This window comes from Flavobacterium sp. 123 (assembly GCF_003634825.1).
In the GTDB taxonomy this organism is placed as follows: Bacteria; Bacteroidota; Bacteroidia; order Flavobacteriales; family Flavobacteriaceae; genus Flavobacterium.
Genome location: NZ_RBXD01000001.1, coordinates 1,003,335 through 1,021,559, shown reverse-complemented (window position 1 = coordinate 1,021,559; position 18,225 = coordinate 1,003,335). Strand labels below are relative to the sequence as shown.

Annotated in this window: 16 protein-coding genes; 9 read left to right on the top strand and 7 right to left on the bottom strand. The window is 31.5% G+C overall.

Annotated elements, in window-relative coordinates:
• The first annotated feature begins 19 nt into the window (after positions 1–19).
• Positions 20–973, top strand: a complete 954-nt coding sequence (locus C8C88_RS04585; protein WP_121336986.1) for a DUF3078 domain-containing protein — start codon at positions 20–22, stop codon at positions 971–973.
• Between the two features lie 11 nt (positions 974–984).
• Here the strand turns inward: C8C88_RS04585 and C8C88_RS04580 are convergent, their stop codons facing one another.
• A complete protein-coding gene (locus C8C88_RS04580) occupies positions 985–1,965 on the bottom strand; it encodes an acyl transferase (protein ID WP_121336985.1) in 981 nt (326 codons plus the stop codon).
• Positions 1,966–2,099: 134 nt separating this feature from the next.
• The gene (locus C8C88_RS04575) at positions 2,100–2,438 is read right to left on the bottom strand and encodes a T9SS type A sorting domain-containing protein (protein ID WP_121336984.1); all 339 of its coding nucleotides are present in this window, start codon (positions 2,436–2,438) and stop codon (positions 2,100–2,102) included.
• A 332-nt stretch (positions 2,439–2,770) separates the two neighbouring features.
• Here C8C88_RS04575 and C8C88_RS04570 point away from each other — a divergent pair, with 332 nt between their 5' ends.
• From C8C88_RS04570 to phoU, 8 genes are all read left to right on the top strand, one after another.
• On the top strand, positions 2,771–3,454 hold the full coding sequence (locus tag C8C88_RS04570) for a response regulator transcription factor (RefSeq protein WP_121336983.1): 684 nt from the start codon (positions 2,771–2,773) through the stop codon (positions 3,452–3,454).
• A 78-nt stretch (positions 3,455–3,532) separates the two neighbouring features.
• A complete protein-coding gene (locus tag C8C88_RS04565) occupies positions 3,533–4,597 on the top strand; it encodes a cell wall metabolism sensor histidine kinase WalK (RefSeq protein WP_121336982.1) in 1,065 nt (354 codons plus the stop codon).
• A gap of 156 nt (positions 4,598–4,753) precedes the next feature.
• On the top strand, positions 4,754–6,055 hold the full coding sequence (locus C8C88_RS04560; RefSeq protein WP_121336981.1) for a porin: 1,302 nt from the start codon (positions 4,754–4,756) through the stop codon (positions 6,053–6,055).
• 32 nt (positions 6,056–6,087) lie between these two features.
• Positions 6,088–6,921, top strand: coding sequence for a phosphate ABC transporter substrate-binding protein (locus C8C88_RS04555; protein ID WP_121336980.1), 834 nt, complete (start codon positions 6,088–6,090; stop codon positions 6,919–6,921).
• An 86-nt stretch (positions 6,922–7,007) separates the two neighbouring features.
• On the top strand, positions 7,008–8,210 hold the full coding sequence (pstC, locus tag C8C88_RS04550) for a phosphate ABC transporter permease subunit PstC (RefSeq protein WP_121336979.1): 1,203 nt from the start codon (positions 7,008–7,010) through the stop codon (positions 8,208–8,210).
• 2 nt (positions 8,211–8,212) lie between these two features.
• Positions 8,213–9,157, top strand: coding sequence for a phosphate ABC transporter permease PstA (gene pstA, locus C8C88_RS04545; RefSeq protein ID WP_121336978.1), 945 nt, complete (start codon positions 8,213–8,215; stop codon positions 9,155–9,157).
• Positions 9,158–9,205: 48 nt separating this feature from the next.
• Positions 9,206–9,964, top strand: a complete 759-nt coding sequence (gene pstB / locus C8C88_RS04540; RefSeq protein ID WP_121336977.1) for a phosphate ABC transporter ATP-binding protein PstB — start codon at positions 9,206–9,208, stop codon at positions 9,962–9,964.
• A gap of 83 nt (positions 9,965–10,047) precedes the next feature.
• Complete coding sequence (gene phoU / locus C8C88_RS04535; RefSeq protein WP_121336976.1) at positions 10,048–10,725, top strand: phosphate signaling complex protein PhoU; 678 nt, start codon at positions 10,048–10,050, stop codon at positions 10,723–10,725.
• Between the two features lie 76 nt (positions 10,726–10,801).
• On the opposite strand, the gene C8C88_RS04530 is transcribed toward phoU, so the two are convergent.
• The 5 genes from C8C88_RS04530 to C8C88_RS04510 all read right to left on the bottom strand — a co-directional run bounded on the left by C8C88_RS04530 (position 10,802) and on the right by C8C88_RS04510 (position 18,132).
• Positions 10,802–11,869 carry a glycosyltransferase gene (locus tag C8C88_RS04530; RefSeq protein ID WP_121336975.1) on the bottom strand — a complete coding sequence of 356 codons (1,068 nt, stop codon included), beginning with the start codon at positions 11,867–11,869 and terminating at the stop codon, positions 10,802–10,804.
• Between the two features lie 167 nt (positions 11,870–12,036).
• Positions 12,037–12,687, bottom strand: coding sequence for a hypothetical protein (locus C8C88_RS04525; RefSeq protein ID WP_121336974.1), 651 nt, complete (start codon positions 12,685–12,687; stop codon positions 12,037–12,039).
• A 69-nt stretch (positions 12,688–12,756) separates the two neighbouring features.
• Complete coding sequence (locus tag C8C88_RS04520; protein ID WP_121336973.1) at positions 12,757–16,188, bottom strand: hypothetical protein; 3,432 nt, start codon at positions 16,186–16,188, stop codon at positions 12,757–12,759.
• 145 nt (positions 16,189–16,333) lie between these two features.
• On the bottom strand, positions 16,334–17,587 hold the full coding sequence (locus tag C8C88_RS04515) for an aspartate kinase (protein ID WP_121336972.1): 1,254 nt from the start codon (positions 17,585–17,587) through the stop codon (positions 16,334–16,336).
• A gap of 65 nt (positions 17,588–17,652) precedes the next feature.
• Positions 17,653–18,132, bottom strand: a complete 480-nt coding sequence (locus C8C88_RS04510; protein ID WP_121336971.1) for a GNAT family N-acetyltransferase — start codon at positions 18,130–18,132, stop codon at positions 17,653–17,655.
• Positions 18,133–18,225: the final 93 nt, after the last annotated feature.

Sequence of the window (18,225 nt, the reverse complement as noted above, 5' to 3'; positions counted from 1 at the left end):
TAAATCAAATTTTTTTATAATGAAGTTATCCTCTTTCGTTTTTACATTTGTCTTATTTATAATTTGCAACCTAGGTTTTTCACAAGAAGTTGTAAATCCTAAAACACCAGATACACTTTCTCCTTGGACTAAAAAAAATCAGCTTGGTTTTGATATTTCTGAAATTGCTTTTGTCAATTGGAGTGCCGGAGGAACAAGTTCAGTTTCAGGATTGGTGAAAGGAGATTTTTCTAGAATATATGCCAAAAAAAATCGCAAATGGGTAAATGAACTTATAATTCGATATGGTTTGAATAAGCAAGATGGACTTGAAATGCGAAAAACAGACGATGCAATTCATTTTAACTCAACCTTTGGTTACAGAAAAGATACGATAACAAACTGGTATCATTCTGCTAAGTTTAATTTTAATACACAGTTCACTAATGGATACGCTTATCCTAATAAAGAAATAGCAATTTCAAAGCCTTTTGCGCCAGCTTATGTATTTATGGGTGTGGGAGCGGAAAATGCAAATAAAGAAAAGAATAGAATATTTTATTTTTCTCCTTTTACTTTCAAAACAACCTTAGTTTTAGATCAAAGATTAGCTAATCAGGGTGCTTTTGGGGTTAATAAAGCACAATATGATTTGAATGGGAATTTGATTTCTTTGGGTAAAAAATCAAAAATGGAATTAGGAATGCTGATAACAAGTTTCTATAAAAAAGAAATTGTTAAGAATATAAACATGGTAAATAAAGTGAGCTTGTATTCTGATTATATCAATAAATTTGGAAACATTGATGTTGATTATGATCTTTTATTTGATTTGGTAGTAAACCAATATGTAAAAGCAAATATTGGCGCCCGAATCATGTATGATGATGATATAAAAGCTAGAGAAGAAAAAGGAGGAGAGCAGATTACTGTTGGGCCAAAAGCGCAGTTGAAACAAGTTTTAGGTGTTGGAATCACATATGCTTTTCAGTAATTAAAGACGGTTTATAAAACCATTAAATTACAACCTCGGATATCAGAATTATCAAAACGGCCTAAAACTTCGAATGTTCCGTTTGCATTTTTTTTACCCAAATCTTGTGTGGCAATAAAAGAACAAGAATTGATATTAGCTAAGTCAATTACGTTAATTCCACCCGTTTTACCTTCGGTTACATAGCTCAGAGCATCTTCTGTATCACGAATTAGTATTTGCATCCAAGAAGGACATTCAAAGACACCTTCACCAAGAGAATATGCTTGAGAAAGTAATTCAGTCATGCCGTATTCTGAATGAATCGCTTGGACTCCAAAACCATGACAAAGTTGTTCGTGCAATTCTTCTCGAATCATTTCTTTGCGTTTTCCTTTCATACCACCTGTTTCCATAATAATGGTGTTTTGTAATTTGAAAGAAGATTTTTCGATTAAATCCAATAAGGCATAAGTAACTCCAATCAGAATGACATTTTGTCCAGCTTGGTCTAAATCAATTAATTTTTTGATAAGTTCATCATGATTATTGAGATAGAATCCACTTTCCGAATGATTTGATAATTGGATTAAATCTTCTACCATATAAATCAAAGAAGAACCTTCTCTTTCTAGATAAGATGGTAGTAAAGCAAGAATTACATAGTTCTCAATATTTCCATAAAACTGAGAAAATCCTTTGCGATAACTTTCTTCATACATAGAAACATCAGTCACAATATGTTTGCTTGTAGTCATTCCTGTTGTTCCGCTACTTGTAAATGTGGCTTGAACGGGATTTGAATTAGAAACAACAGAATGGCTTTTGAAAAATTGAATAGGTAAAAAAGGAATCTGAATTATAGATTTTACTTTTTGCACATCAGTTTTTAAAAAGTCGCAGAATTCATGGTATACAGGATTATTTTCATATTGAAAACGGAAGACTTTCAAAGCTATTTTTTCAAATTGCTTTTGATTTGTAATCGTAAATATATCAGTAGAAGTAATCAAGAATTATTTTTTTACAAAAGTAATTAAAATTAAATGGAATGCATATTGAAAATAATCAGGAATGGCAACGGTCTTTTTTGGGACAATTTATAAAAAAAGCCTCAAAATAATTTGAGGCTTTTTATCGAATGTTTTTATCGAATGATAAGTTTTCTTGTTGTCGATGCTTCTTCTTCTTTAATCTTTATAATGTATACACCGGGGGAAAGATTGGATACATTTAGTTCTTTTGAGCTCAACATGGTTTGAAGCACTTTTTTTCCTAAAACATCAAAAATTTGAATTTCTTTGTCTAAATCATTTTTTGATGTAATGTATACTTTGCCATTACTCACAGGGTTCGGGTACAAGCTAAAGCCTTCAATCGAGGCGTTTTCTTGCAGTTTAGATTGCTGTTTAGTTTCTTGTGCACGTAGGTTCAGTGAAAAGAAAAACAGCAATGCAATAATTAGGTAAGAGTAGTTTTTTGTCATTAGCTTTGATTTGGTACGTAAAGATAAAAAAAATATTTCAAATAGTATGCCAAATGATTCTTAACACGATACTAAGGGTTGATTATGAAGGAGTAGTAACTCAAAAGAAATTAGTTCTTGAAATTTAAAAAAATCAGTTGCCGGCTGTCAACATCTAATTTTACTGAGAAAATTAATATGTAATAGGGTTTTGGTTTTGGCAAAATTCAAATGAAAAACGCTATGTTATACAATTGTTATCAATTTATTATCTTATTAAACTCTAGTTAACACCTTTGGTGCTTTTGTTTTATATTTACATTAAAATACGAACATACTATTGTTGTTACATTATGAAAAAAAGAAACACAAAAATCTTACTAGTTGATGATGAACCAGATGTGTTAGAAATTGTAGGATATAATCTTGCGCAAGAAGGATATCAAATTTTTACTGCGGCTAATGGCAAGGAAGCAATAATAAAAGCTAAAAAAGAAATTCCAGATCTTATCATAATGGATGTCATGATGCCAGAAATGGATGGTATGGAAGCCTGTGAGAACATCAGAAAGATTCCAGAACTAAATCATGTAATTATTACTTTTTTGACTGCAAGAAGCGAAGATTATTCACAAGTTGCAGGATTTGATGTGGGAGCTGATGATTATATTGCTAAGCCGATTAAACCCAAATTATTAGTTAGTAAAGTAAAAGCATTATTGCGTAGATTAAAAGATCAAGATCAAAATAGTGAAACTTTGAATGTAGGCGGTATTGAAATAAACCGTGAGGAATATAAAATCATAAAAGATAATATTGAGATTGCATTGCCTCGAAAAGAATTTGAATTGTTATATTTGTTAGCTTCAAAGCCTGGAAAAGTATTCAAACGAGAAGAAATTTTGGATAAAGTTTGGGGAAATGAAGTTGTTGTTGGAGGTAGAACAATAGATGTTCACATTCGAAAACTTCGTGAAAAAATAGGAGAAGATCTTTTTAAAACCATAAAAGGAGTAGGCTACAAATTTGAAGTTTAAAAGAAATATACTTTGTATTTCGTATCAATGAAAGGAATTATATGGATTGCTTTCTTAAAAAGTTTAGGGGTAAAATAGATGAAAATAAATTTTAAAAAGAACTATAAGTTTGCTGTAAAATCAGCGCTATATGTTAGTCTTTTTGCAGCAGGATTTGTAATGCTGTTATTTAAATTTATGGCAAAATACGAAAGCCAAAACATCCTTTTTTTAGGGTCTGTTTTTTTTCTTATTTTTTCTATTTTCTCTTTCCTTGTTCTGCAATATCGAGTGGAACGATTTATTTACAGACGGGTAAAAAAAATCTATGATGATGTTTCTTTGTTAGAGACAAGTTCGTTTATTAATCAACCTATAACTACAGATCTTGAGACACTTACTCGAGAAGTAAAAAAGTTTGCTACAGATAAGAAATTAGAAATTCAAATGTTGCAAATTAGAGAAGAATACCGCAGAGAATTTCTTGGAAATGTTTCGCATGAATTAAAAACACCATTGTTTACGGTTCAAGGCTATTTGTCTACATTACTCGATGGAGCGATGGAAGACAAAAACATTCGAAAAAAATATTTAAAACGTGCCGAAAAAGGAGTAGAGCGATTAATCTATATTGTGGAAGATTTAGATATGATTACTAAACTCGAAGTCGGAGATTTGAATTTGGAATTTTCCGAATTTGATATTGTAGAGCTGATTCAAAATGTCTTTGATTTATTAGAAATGAAGGCAGATAAAAAGAAGATTACATTAGCATTTGAAAACTATCATATCCAGCCTGTCTTTGTAAAAGGAGATAAAGATAAAATCCAACAAGTAATTGAAAACCTTATAGTCAATTCCATTAAATATGGTAAAGAAGGTGGGTTAACAGAAGTTGGAATTGTTAATTTGACTAAGAAAAAAGTCTTAGTAAGAATAAGCGATAATGGGGAAGGAATAGAAAAGCAAAATATTCCGAGACTTTTTGAACGTTTTTATCGTGTAGACAAGAGCGGCTCTCGCTCTGAAGGTGGCTCTGGATTAGGTTTGTCAATTGTAAAACACATTATTGAGGCTCATAAAGAGAAAATTTATGTAGAAAGTGAATTTGGAATAGGTTCTGAATTTTCCTTCACTCTTGATAAAGCGGTCAAAAAAGACTAACCCCTTTTGTTCTTGTTTTTAGGTACTTTATGCCGAAAGCAAATTTGTATAACAATTGAGTAACAATTATTTCTTCACAACATAATATCATCTTAACGTTTGGTTAACATTGCTGCCGCATCTTTGCATCAGAAAATTAATCAAATAAAACTAAGAATGAAAAAAATTACTGTAGCGTTTTTATTATTAGGCGCATTCGTAGCTAAGGCACAAGACGTGCAAAATGATACAATAAAATCAGCTAGTATCGAATCATTAAAAGAATCTGTTGACGAACACTCTATGAAATTTGCAGGCTTAGAAGAAAGACTTGCTACTTCAGATGCAGATCTAGGAAAATTGACAAAAATTAAAGTATCAGGATATATCCAAGCCCAATATGACATGTATGATAGCTGGAAAGCTTCAGGAGCTCGTGATGGAATTTCAAATTCATTTTATTTAAGAAGAGCTAGAATTAAATTTGCTTACGAAGCAACTGACGGAGTAAAGTTTGTATTGCAACCTGATTTCTCTTTCGATAAAGTTTCTTTGAAAGATGCTTATGTAGTTTTAAACGACCGTTGGTCAAAAACATTCTCTTTATTTTTAGGACAATTTGATAGACCAAGTTATGAGGTTGAATACTCTTCAGGATCTATGGAAATGTTAGAAAGAACAAGAATGGCGAGTGTTTTGTATCCAGGTGAAAAAGAATTAGGAGCAAAATTAGAAGCTAATTTTGATACTAAATACAACTTCCCTTTGAAATTGCAATTAGCAGTAGTAAATGGAAACTTTGCTCAAGGAACTACTACTAACCAAGTTAAAGATATTGACAACAATAAAGATGTTATAGCTAGAGCGGTATATTCTATAAAATTACCAAATTCTGGTCTTGGAATTGATTTTGGAGGACATGGGTATTTTGGAAAAACTGAAATTCTTTCAGGTTCAACACTAACAGGATTTACTGGAGTTAATGGAGAAGCTTTAACTGTAAATGTAGGGGATAAATTAGACAAAAAATGGTTTGGAGCTGAAATGCAAATCTACTATGATATTTTAGGTGGCGCAGCTTTAAAAGGGGAATATATCTCAGGAACACTTTCAGGGGTGAAAAACAGTGCTTATGCAAATTATAACAAAGAATTCAAAGTTGATGGTCTTAGAGATTTCAAAGGATTCTATGTGCAATTCATTAAAAACATCGGGGTTAAAAACCAATTAATCGCTCGTTATGATTCATTTGATCCAAATTCAAAATTAGCTGGAAATTTAGTTACTACTGCGGCTGATTTAAAATATACAACTTTAGCACTTTCTTGGCAGTATTTTTATGATGATAACATCAAAATCAATTTTGGATATTCATTGCCAACAAACGAAAAAAGTACTAATTCAGGTGTTGGAGCTGATTACTTAAATAGAGATAAAAAAGATAACACTTTCACAATAAGAATTCAAGCGAAGTTCTAAAATAATTAAAAATATACCTTAATAAAAAAATAATGAAAACTAAAAAAATTAAAATAGCAGCAATCTTATTAGTTGTGATGACAATAGGATTTTCATTTACAACATTGAATAAAATAACAGTTAAAGGTTCTGATACTATGGTTATTTTATCTCAAAAATGGGCTGAAGTATATATGCAAAAAAACCCTGGAGCTACAATTCAAGTTACTGGTGGTGGATCTGGAGTAGGTATTGCAGCATTAATCAATGGTTCTACAGATATTGCAAACTCTAGTCGTCCAATGAAAGCTTCTGAAGTTGATAAATTGAAACAAAGATATAACACTCTTGGAATTGAAATTCCTTGTGCAAAAGACGGATTGTCAGTTTATTTAAACAAAGCTAATGGTGTTTCTGAGCTTACAGTAAGACAAATTGGAGATATCTTTTCTGGAAAAATCACAAACTGGAAACAAGTAGGTGGAGTTGATGCAGGAATTAGATTGTACGGTAGAGAAAGTAGCTCTGGAACATTTGTTTTCTTCAAAGACAATGTTGTAAAAACAGATTATGCACCAAGTTGTCAAACTTTGCCTGGAACTGCAGCAATTGTAAATGCAGTTAAAAAAGATAAATATGCTATTGGATACGGTGGTGCTGCTTACGCAGAAGGAGTTAAAGATTGTAAAGTAAAGAAAGATGATAAAACTCCAGGAGTTTATCCAACTGCTGAAACAATCAAAAACAAAACATATCCTATCACAAGATACTTATACATGTATTTGAAATCTAGACCAACAGGAGAAACTAAAAAATTCGTTGATTGGATTTTAAGTCCAGAAGGTCAAAAATTGATTACTTCAGTGGGTTACTTCCCTGTAAAATAATAAAAAGCAAATCTATTATCCCTTTCCGGTTTCTGGTTAGGGATAATTTTGTATTTAAAAAAATATGAATTTCTTAATTCAAATAAATGAATTCACAATATCCAATTAATAGAAGCTTTACTAAAGAGAGTCTGAAAAAACAATTCAGACTTTCAGAGTTTCTAGCAGAGAAAATTATTTCATCAGTTGCATTTTTATCTATTGCAATAATTTTTCTAATTTTTGTTTTTGTTTTTAAAGAATCATTGCCAATCTTTAATTTTGGAAAAGAAGCTGTAAAAACAGAAATTCAAGCTACTGAATCAGGTTCAAAGCCTGAATCATACGGTGCTGAACCAGCTGGTGAATTGAAACCAGAATCATATGGCTCTGAACCAACAGAAGATTTAAAGCCTGAAACATATGGATCAGAACCAGTTTCGCAAGAAGACTTGAAACCAGAAACATATGGAGATGTAACTGCAGAACCTACTGCTGTTTCTTCTGAAGAAACTCCAGAAGCAGTTTCGGAAAATAATGAAGGAGCTGATAAAACCTGGAGTACTTTTTTCACAACGGAATGGGTCCCTGTTTCTGAACATCCTAGATTTGGATTGTTAGGACTTCTTGTCGGAACGCTAAAGGTTACCATAATTGCTATGTTAATTGCTGGACCACTTGCAGTCTTAGCAGCACTTTATACGTCTTGTTTTGCCTCAAAAAAAGTCAAAGAAATTATAAAACCAATTATAGAAATGCTTGCCGCTTTTCCTTCTGTTGTTATTGGATTTTTTGCTTTAATGGTTTTAGCGACATTTTTTCAAAATATTTTTGGATATGATTCAAGATTAAATGCCTTTATAGGTGGAGTTGCAATGGCATTAGCGGCTATTCCAATTATTTACACGATATCAGAAGATGCACTTTCTGCGATACCAAAAACCCTTACAGAAGCAAGTTTAGCTTTAGGAGCTAGTAAGTGGCAAACCGCTTTTTTTGTAATTTTGCCGGCAGCTACACCAGGAATTTTTGCAGCTTTGCTTTTAGGAGTTGGTCGTGTTTTTGGTGAAACTATGATCGCACTTATGGCAACTGGAAATGCAGCATTATTGTCTACAAATCCTTTTGAGAGTGTGCGAACATTTGCAGCCACAATTGGTGCCGAAATGGCCGAAACTGTTTTTGGAGAAACGCATTATAGTGTTTTATTCTTTATTGGATCGTTGCTTTTCATTTTTTCATTCGCATTAAATGCCGTTGCTGAGTTTTACGTAAAAGGTAAATTAATCAAAAAATTTCAAGGTAAATAATCATGAGTAAAGATATAAATGAAACAGAAAAGCACTTTTTTTCTAGTAAAGGAAAAGGTGTTGACATAAAAGGAAAGTTAATTGTAGGAATTACTCAAATAGCAGTTTTATTGATTATTGCGATTCTTTTTATTATTTTAGGAATCATAGTTTATGAAGGACGCGAGAAGTTTTCTTGGGAATTTATAAGTTCATTTCCAACAAATGGAATGACTGAAGGAGGTATTTTTCCAGCTTTGATAGGAACTTTTATATTAGTAATTGTTATGTCGATTGCAGCAGTGCCTTTTGGAACAATTACTGCAATTTATCTAACAGAATATGCAAAAGAAAATTCAAAATTTGCTGCTGCCGTTCGATTTTCGATTAGAACTCTTGCTGTAGTACCTTCGATTATTTTTGGTCTTTTTGGACTTGGATTTTTCATCCAATTTGTAGGTGCTGGTGCTGATACTGTTTTTAATGGAGGAGCATTAAGATGGGGACAACCAAATATACTTTGGGCGAGTCTTACAATGTCTTTGCTAACACTTCCAGTTATTATAGTTTCTGTAGAAGAAGCTTTAAAAACAATTCCTCGTGAATTGCGTGAAGCAAGTTTAGCTTTAGGAGCTACAAAATGGCAAACCATTAAAAAAGTAGTTTTCCCAGGGTCAATTTCTGGAATTATGACAGGGACAATTCTTGCTGTTAGTAGAGGTGCTGGTGAAGTTGCTCCTATTTTATTTACTGGAGCTGCTTATTATTTAGCAACTTTGCCAGGTTCTTTGAGTGACCAATTTATGAATTTGGGATACCATATTTATATCATGTCAACTCAATCTTCTGACGTAGAAAAAACAATGCCAATTCAGTTCGCTACAACATTAGTATTGTTAATCCTTACCCTATCATTAAACTTAGTAGCAGTAGTTATTAGATCAAGAATTAGACGAAGAGCAAAATAATTAGAAATTTAAACTAATCATTTATTGTTTTAGATAACATTAATAGACATGAAAGACATTAAAATTGAAGTAAAAGATTTATCATTATATTACGGAGAAAAAAAGGCATTGAAAGAAATTTCTTTGCAGATTCCAAGAAATAAAGTGACTGCATTAATAGGACCTTCTGGTTGTGGAAAATCAACATTCCTAAGATGTATTAATAGAATGAATGACCTTATTCCTGATGTGAAAATTACAGGGAGTATGCTTGTTGAGGGCGTTGATATTTACGATAAAAACGTAGATGTTGTTAATATCAGAAAAAAAATCGGAATGGTTTTTCAAAAATCTAATCCTTTTCCAAAGTCCATTTATGAGAACATAGCTTATGGTCCTAAAATTAACGGAATAAAAGACAAAACGGAATTGGACGAAATTGTTGAAACTTCTTTGCGTAAAGCAGCTATTTGGGATGAAATCAAAGATAGATTAGGAGATTCAGCTTTAGGACTTTCTGGAGGTCAACAACAACGTTTGTGTATTGCAAGAACATTGGCTGTAAGCCCAGATATTATTCTTATGGATGAGCCTGCAAGTGCTTTGGATCCAATTTCAACTTCAAAAATTGAAGAATTGGTTCATGAATTAAAGGAACAATACACTATAATTATTGTGACGCATAATATGCAACAAGCAGCTAGGACTAGTGATTATACCGCATTCTTTTATTTAGGGGAGTTAATAGAAATAGGCAAAACAAATGCGATATTTACAAAACCAGAACAAAAACAAACAGAAGATTATATTACAGGTAGATTTGGATAAAATTATTAAATTTAGCGGGCTTAATTAATTTAAAGCCTTACTTGATTTAACCTTGTAAATCTTTTAATTTTAAATAAAAAAATATGGCAACACACTTTGAAATAGAACTAGAAAAATTAAAAAATGTAATTGAAAAAATTGGTCTTCTTGCTGAACATCAAGTTGGTGAGGCGGTCAAAGCATTGCTTTCTGAACCAATTACCGAAGGAAAAGAAGTAAAGAAAACGGAACATAAAATTGACAAATTAGATATTAAAATCGATGAAATTTGTCAAAGTATTTTTGCGTTGCAACAACCAGTAGCTTCAGATTTGCGTTTTATTATGTCTGCAATGCAAATTAGCAATGAAATTGAACGTATAGGAGATTTAGCAATAAGCATCATTAAAAAGTCAAAAAATATAAAAGACAAGTATGATTTGATTTCTAAGTTTAATGTAGATGAATTGGCTAAACAAGTTGAATCTATTACTATAAAAACAAACGAGTGTTTTTTGACTCGCGACGAGAATACCATTGGCGAAATATTTGTTTTGAATAAAAGTATTAAAAACAAATGTGACAATACCATTCATAGTATCATTAACGAGATGAAAACAAATTCTAAAACAGTTGTTTCAGGAACGAATCTTGTAATTGTGATGAAACATTTAGAGCGTATCTCTGAACATTGTACAAATATTGCTGAAAATGTTTTTTTTATGATTAATGCTAAAATTATTAAACACGAAAAATTTGACGATAAAAAATCGGATAATTAATCCTAGTTTATTCTATCTAAAAAGCGCTGATTATAATTTATAATCAGCGCTTTTTTTATTTCCAGAAGGCTACTTATTACTCAAAAACTTTTAATAAATCCGACCATACAATTGTGTTGTCAATTGCTAGCAATCCTTTGTAGGTATTTATTTTGGATACATCCTCCATTTTAAACTCCTCTTGAGTTGCATAAGGGACCAATCCTTCGTTCGCTAGTTTTATTGCCAAATATTCTTGCTCATATTGACCAGGTGTTGGAATAAAAAAAGCCTTTTTTTCTAGTTTTGCTAAATCCATAATAGTAGTGTATCCAGAACGACATAATACGGTTTCACTTTCATTGAATGTTTGCTCAAGTTGACGTGTATTCATGAAATTATAATAGGTAACATTTCCTATTTGTTCTTTCGTTTGCTCTTTTTGAATGATTCCTTTGATGAAAACTACTTTTCCGGTATAATGAACAACTTCTGTTTTTAGTTTATCTTCTAATAGGCCACGCTGAGGTTCAGGACCCGAAAGAATAATCATTAAATCATATTGCTTTGGGGTTTCTTTTTTATGCATTCTACTTAAAGGACCAATATATTTAAGATTCAAAGAATCTTTTTTTAAATGCCCAAGTTCGCCCGTTAAATTAGGTAAAGTCGCAACATCTGGAACCCAACATTCCGTATATTTTTTTATAATATTTTGATGTAATTTGCTCGTTATCCAAGTGGTGTTTCCTGTCATAACATTAAGCTGGTGCGTTACAAATACAGAAGGTACTTTTTTGCTAAAAACACCTAATCGATTATCAGAAATAATTCCATCAATAGCATGCTTTTTAACCCACTTTTTAATCAGTCTTTTTTCTTCCCAAATCGCACGAATCATTTTTGGGCTATTCTTTATTAATTTCCATTTAAAGTTTTTGCCGTTTTTGGCATATTCAATTTGGTATGAAGGTAATTTTAGGGTTTTAATATAAGGGAATTCTTTTTTTAAAAGGGCTAATGCAATGCCATCGGAAGCAATTATTGGGATATAATTGTTTTCTTGTAAAGCTTTAATGACAGGAATACAACGAGTTGCGTGTCCTAATCCCCAATTTAGTGGAGCAATCAAAATTGTTTTATTGGTATTTTCCGAAGAAGTCATAGTTCAATTTATCATTTTATTTTAAAATGGAAAGATACATAAACAGTTTCCCATTTTATATTTCCATTAGATTACCAAACTATTATTTTATCAGTAATTGATTTGTCTGTGTTTATAAACAAAAAGGCTACCCATTGGATAGCCTTTTTTTGTTTATTCAAATTAAATTATTCTTGAATGTATGTTTTATTACCATTTGAATTGATGTAATATTTTCCTCCTCTTGGTCCTGTATAAACTTTTTTACCGTTGTATTCACCAGTGATTTTATCTGCTACTTTAGGTGCTTTCTCAGTTGTTTCTTTTACTTTTACAGCCTTTTTCTCAACTTTTTTTCCTTCCTCTTTAATTTTAGCATCAGCCTTATTTAGTTTTGCTTTGCTTTTACCTTCGGCTGCTTCCTCTTTAATTTTAGCATCAGCCTTATTTAGTTTTGCTTTGCCTTTGCTTTCAATTGCGTCTTTTTTTGCTTTAGCATCCGCTTTTGTTGCCTTTGCTTTGCTTTTACCTTCGGCTGCTTCGTCTTTAATTTTAGCATCAGCCTTATTCAGTTTTGCTTTGCTTTTACTTTCAGTTGCTTCTTTTTTTGCTTTAGCATCAGCTTTGGTTGCCTTTGCTTTAGCTTTTTTTTCTGCAGCATTAGCGCTAGCCTCTTCTTTTTTTTCTTTAGCTTTCTTTTTAGCTTTTTCTTGTTTTTCTTTTACAACTTTAGCTGCTTTCTCTGTTTTCGCTTTTGTTTTTTTCTTAGTAGTAGTTTCTTGAGCATAAAAACTATTTGAAAAAGCAAAAAGCAAAAATAATAACACTAATTTTTTCATATTTACTGGGGGATTTAAATTTTAAGATACTAAAATTAAGAATTATTTCTTGTTTAATTAAATGAGATGCTAAAAATATGCTCTTAGTTGAATGTTGCCAGTATGGATGGTTTGGCTTGATTGGCTTTTCCTTCCTTGATAATTTAAGTTTATATCTAAAAACTGTGTTAGATTCTTTTGTAGTAATAATCTCCAGGTTAAGTTTTGTCCAGCTTGTAGTCCTTCAAGCATTTGAAATCCTACAGATGAAAATGCGTTTCCACTAAATTTATTTTGATAAAAAGAGAGTTCTCCATTTAGCGTTATTTTTTTGTCACCTGAGTAAGAAAAAGAACTTCCCCACCTATTTTGAAGTAGTGTTTCTGAATTTCGAATTTGGTTTTCTTTGTTCTGTAATTCATAAAACAGATCCAAACTCGTATTTTTAGAAAATAAATAACTGATTTTTGGCCCTATAAGGTAGCCATTGATAGCATAGTTTTTATCAGGAAAGTTTTCAGATAACATTGAAGTTTTTATAGTTTTTAGAAAACAACCTAGTAACCAACTTTTCTGGTACAAATGATTATACTGTAATTGATGTGATGCGTTTGTGGCTTCTTGCGAACCAATTGACAATAAATTTTTCGCATTATTTTGTAAATAAGTATAGGTTATAGAATGATGTTGCTTCCCTCGATTGTAGAACAAACTATTTCTGAAACTTGAATTTAATCCTAATGCGTTTTTCTGAGAAGAATTAAATAGATTGAGATCAAAATTATCGCCATCATTTTTTGCTTTGCGATCGATAATAAATGAAGTTTGATTATAGAAATAAGACAGTATTTTTTTAATACCATTTTCGTTTTGCCATTGATTAGGATTTATAACTAAAGATTGGGAGAATTTATTTTGGTTGGTTTTAATATAAATTCGGTTGGGTAGAAATACGCGAATGTATTTTGCTTGATCAATAAAAGGCGCTACTTCAAATTCCTGTAACTCTTGAATGCCGTTGTTATTATAATCATTCCAAGTATATACGCCCTGCCCTGCAGCTACCTCAAGATAGGTAAATTCCTGTTGAGGAATGGTTCCAGAATTTGTTTCGTAAACAGTTGTACTTTGTATTAATTGGTTAAAAAACTGATTGTTATAAAGTATTCTAGAATTCAATGAAGATTCTTTTTGTTTTGTATTGGTTACAAAGTCAAAGATTCGGTAGTTCATATAAACGGATAGATCGCTTTTTTTGGTTTGAATTAGTTTTGATTTTAAAACAAAAGTTTGAGAGTTATTTACACGTTCAATTATACCTTTTTGTAAACTATCATTAGTTCTTTTTAGATAACCCAATTCAACAAAAACTTTGGTACTATCTCCTCGTCCTGCAAAAAAACCATATTCTGAAAACCGTTGACTCAGAGCAGAAAGCTGATGTGTAGCTGTATTTTTTTCTTGATTATCCTCTAATCGTAAGCTACTTCCAATCCAGTTTTTATTGAAATGGAAACGCATTTGTGATTGATTTCTTAAGAATTTAGAATTTGCTACAGTGCTTTCGCTTTTTAAAAGACTCCCTTGGTTTTGAAAACTCCAATTTTTTAACTTAACATGACCATTGACGCTATGTCTATTTCCTGAAAAAGTATTTGAAAAATCTAATTTTTCAAATTGATAATTAATTAAGCCTTTGTTTTGGGTGTTGTTTTTTGGATTTAGTTTAAAGTTCAATCCAGAAACTAATAAACTTTGATTCCCTGAAGCATTGAGCTGTAAATTCCAATCGCGATTAAATTCAATTGTATTTAGGCGTTCAACAGAAGAGAAGTTTTCCTTTATGAATTGATAATTTACAAAGGCATCTGTGTTCCATCTTTTGGAAAACAAGCGTTGTTTAATGTTTATTTTACCAGCTAGACCTTTGTTATTACCATCATCTATTGAAGAAAATAAATTTTTGTCATTGTTGCTTACGCCAATTTCAAAATCAACAGACGTCTTTTCGGTAGGTTTATATTTTCCTAAAAAAGTAGCAACCTGAACTTTTGTTGGTGCCACTAATTGTATAGTAGGTTCGTAATTTCCTTGAGGGATTCCATTTATTGGAGCAGTGTATTGGTAAATTTTAGTAATAGCTACAGCGTTACTCAAGATATAGTTTCCTTTATTGGCACCAACTAAACTAAACTTAAGGCTGTACAAAACATCATAAGGATTGTTAGAATATTCATACGTTTCAACGCCATTAAGCAGTATTTTTTTATAAAGAATTTTGTTTTCAGAATAGGAATCTTCATAAGCTGAAGGTGCTGTCATTAAGCTTGAATTATCTCCAGCATTTGCTAAAATTTGTGTTTGATCTTGAGAAAGATTTTGTTGTAGCGGTTGGTTCTTTAAATCACTTTCAGAATATAAATAACCACTAAAATTCCATTTTTCGGTTTCGTGAGAAGCTCCTGCATAGGTTGCAAAACGCGTGTAATTTCGATCGGAATATTGGTATTCAATTGTAATTCGCATTTCGGAAGTAATAGTAAAAAGTGGCGTGAAAACAATTTCTCCTGCATTATAATCAATGGTGTAATCGTTATTTTCACCTCGTTTTAATAAAATACCATTCACATAAACACGCTCAGATCCTGAAATTACTAATACATATAATTCGCCGTTCTGACCTTTTAGTTTATAAGGACCTTGATTTCCTTCTTGCCCTTTAAAATTACTTTTGGCATATTGCCCTTTTACTAAAGCCACAGATGCAAAAACATTAGTGTGGTTGTTTTTTGTTCCAAAATCAAAGCTGGTGGATAGTCCTTGGACTTTTTTATTAAAATTTAAAAATTGTGTATTTTTATTTTCAAGAAAAATATCTCCCGCTCGCACGTTCCAATCATCACGGAACATTTCGATAAAAATATTATCAAATTGATCTAGTTTTTGTGAATAACCGCCTTCTTGCAGCGGAATATTACTATCCTGTATAGAAGCACGTAAGCTTACTTTTTCAGAAATCTTGCCGGTAATTTGTAAGTCTAAATTGGAGTTTAAGGAAGTATTTTGATTGTTTCCCACGGTTACACCTCTGGTAATGCTTCCGGAAGTAATTAAGCCGTCAAACGGAATGTTTTTTTGCGGAGAATCTGTTTGAATTTGGTACAATTCGCCAGATAATGCTTTATTACTAACTATTTTGCTTGGATCGTAAATACGGTATTCTTTGGTTAAAACATCAGGAAATCTCAAATAACTAACGGTTACAGAATCGCGAATTTGAGCAATTTTCTCATTGAGAATTAATGTTCCTTTTTGGAAATTGACTTTGTATAAAGTGCTGTCAATAGGAGCGTTATTTTTATCAAGAACTTTGAAAAAGCTAGAATTTATACTGTTGCTTTCAAGGTAAATAGTGTCTTTTGTTGTTTGAATTTTTTTACTTTGAAACAAGGTGTTATTTTCCTGTGCCTGAAGCCCAGAAATAAAACAGATTACTATCCAAAAAAGTAATTTCTTCAACATAATAAGAATAACTCAAGAGTTCCAAAAGTAGTATTTATAAATGTTAAAAAAGAGAAGTCTAGGTTTTTGATTGTAATTTGATAGGTAAACAAAAGGGAAGTCAATAGCATCGACTTCCCTTTTGTATAGTAACAAATTTTGTAATCTATTCTTTGGTTACCACTTGCATGGTTTCACGGCTTACTTGTTTTAATAAAACTACTTTATTGTTTTCAACAGTTTGTGCCGCTTGATCATTAAAGTGACGAATGGTATATAAAGTTACATTTTCATCAAACTCAACTTTGAATTTCTTAGAAAGAATTGCATTTAATTCATTGAAATTTTCAAATTTATCTTCCACACAAACAGAAAAACTAATTGCAGAATTCTGAATTAAGTTTACTTTGATTTTGAATTGGTGAAACAAAGCAAAAATTTCGCTGATGTTTTCTTCCATAATAAATGAAAAATCTATAGAAGAAAGTGAAATCAATAATTGGTTTCTTTTTACAATAAAACAAGGCAAGTATGGTTCTAAATCAACTCCTTTTGAAACGCTTGTTCCTTTTAATAGTGGATTGATAAATGATTTTACGTACAAAGGAATTTCCTTTTTCTGCAACGGTTGCAACGTTTTTGGGTGGATAACCGTTGCGCCATAAAAAGCTAATTCAATTGCTTCACGATAAGAGATTTGATTCAATAAGCTCGCATTTTCAAAATAACGAGGATCCGCATTCATAACTCCAGGAACGTCTTTCCAGATGGTTACACTTTCGGCATTTAAGCAATATGCAAAAATTGCCGCTGTATAATCCGAACCTTCACGACCTAAAGTTGTAGTAAAGTTGTTTTCGTCAGAACCTAAAAATCCTTGTGTGATATTTAATATTTTACGTTTTACGTTTTTCGCAATATTTTTTTGTGTCAATTCCCAATCTACTTCGGCATCTCTGTAGTTAGCATTTGTTTTTACAAAATTACGTACGTCTAACCACTGCGTATTGATTCCCATATAGTTCATATAATGGCTCAAAACAGTAGTAGAAATAAGTTCACCATAGCTTACAATTTGGTCGTAAACAAAATTATAATTTGGTGATTTGTTGTGTGCTAAAAAATATTCTAAGTCCGAAAACTGAGAATTCACAGCTCCAAAAACAGCATTTTTGTCGTCTTCGAATAAATCCAACAAAATCTGATTGTGGTATTTTTTTACTTCTTGAACAGATGAATTTAATTCAGCTGATTTTTCGAAATAGTTCTTTATTACTAATTCAAGTGCATTTGTAGTTTTTCCCATTGCTGAAACAACTAATAATACATCTTCGTAACCTACTTTTTGCAAAACGTCATATACGTTTTTAATTCCTTCGGCATCTTTTACAGAAGCACCACCAAATTTGAATACTCTCATTTTAAAATTAAGATTTCAGATTCTAGATTTCATATTTTATATGAAACTACAAGCTTATTTATTTTTTATTTTAACTTATTGTCAACGAAATAATTAATTGCTTCTTGGTCCATTTGTACAACTCTCCAATCGTCAAGAACTTTTGCTCCTGATTTTTCGTAAAATTCAACTGCAGGCGTATTCCAATCTAGGACATTCCATTCAATTCTTCGTACATTATCTTTTTGTCCTTGTTTTATAATTTCAGAATACAAGGCATATCCTAGACCTGTTCCGCGCATTTTTTCTTTTACAACTAAATCTTCTAAATGGATTGTCTTTCCTTTCCAAGTTGAATAACGATAATAATACAATGCTATTCCCACAATTTCAGAATCTAATTCTGCTACAAAAACATGAAATAAAGGCGTTTCGCTAAAACCATCGCGAATTAAATCATCAACAGTTATAAGCACAGCATTTGGTTCTTTTTCAAATTCTGCCAGCTCCTGAATGAGTCCTAAAACGGCTTTCATGTCTTCAGGATTTCCTTTTCTGATATTCATACGTGGTTTTTATTTGTTTTTTATTAGAATCTAAAATCCGCATGTCTTTAAATTGATGTTTGCATCAAACTCCGCGGAATGCTCATTTTGTAA

Coding starts and splice junctions, on each gene's coding strand:
- C8C88_RS04585 (WP_121336986.1), top strand. CDS start 20: ATGAAGTTATCCTCTTTCGTTTTTACATTTGTCTTATTTATAATTTGC.
- C8C88_RS04565 (WP_121336982.1), top strand. CDS start 3,533: ATGAAAATAAATTTTAAAAAGAACTATAAGTTTGCTGTAAAATCAGCG.
- C8C88_RS04525 (WP_121336974.1), bottom strand. CDS start 12,687: ATGAAAAAATTAGTGTTATTATTTTTGCTTTTTGCTTTTTCAAATAGT.
- pstC (WP_121336979.1), top strand. CDS start 7,008: ATGAATTCACAATATCCAATTAATAGAAGCTTTACTAAAGAGAGTCTG.
- phoU (WP_121336976.1), top strand. CDS start 10,048: ATGGCAACACACTTTGAAATAGAACTAGAAAAATTAAAAAATGTAATT.
- C8C88_RS04515 (WP_121336972.1), bottom strand. CDS start 17,587: ATGAGAGTATTCAAATTTGGTGGTGCTTCTGTAAAAGATGCCGAAGGA.
- C8C88_RS04560 (WP_121336981.1), top strand. CDS start 4,754: ATGAAAAAAATTACTGTAGCGTTTTTATTATTAGGCGCATTCGTAGCT.
- C8C88_RS04555 (WP_121336980.1), top strand. CDS start 6,088: ATGAAAACTAAAAAAATTAAAATAGCAGCAATCTTATTAGTTGTGATG.
- C8C88_RS04570 (WP_121336983.1), top strand. CDS start 2,771: ATGAAAAAAAGAAACACAAAAATCTTACTAGTTGATGATGAACCAGAT.
- C8C88_RS04510 (WP_121336971.1), bottom strand. CDS start 18,132: ATGAATATCAGAAAAGGAAATCCTGAAGACATGAAAGCCGTTTTAGGA.
- C8C88_RS04575 (WP_121336984.1), bottom strand. CDS start 2,438: ATGACAAAAAACTACTCTTACCTAATTATTGCATTGCTGTTTTTCTTT.
- pstB (WP_121336977.1), top strand. CDS start 9,206: ATGAAAGACATTAAAATTGAAGTAAAAGATTTATCATTATATTACGGA.
- pstA (WP_121336978.1), top strand. CDS start 8,213: ATGAGTAAAGATATAAATGAAACAGAAAAGCACTTTTTTTCTAGTAAA.
- C8C88_RS04530 (WP_121336975.1), bottom strand. CDS start 11,869: ATGACTTCTTCGGAAAATACCAATAAAACAATTTTGATTGCTCCACTA.
- C8C88_RS04520 (WP_121336973.1), bottom strand. CDS start 16,188: ATGTTGAAGAAATTACTTTTTTGGATAGTAATCTGTTTTATTTCTGGG.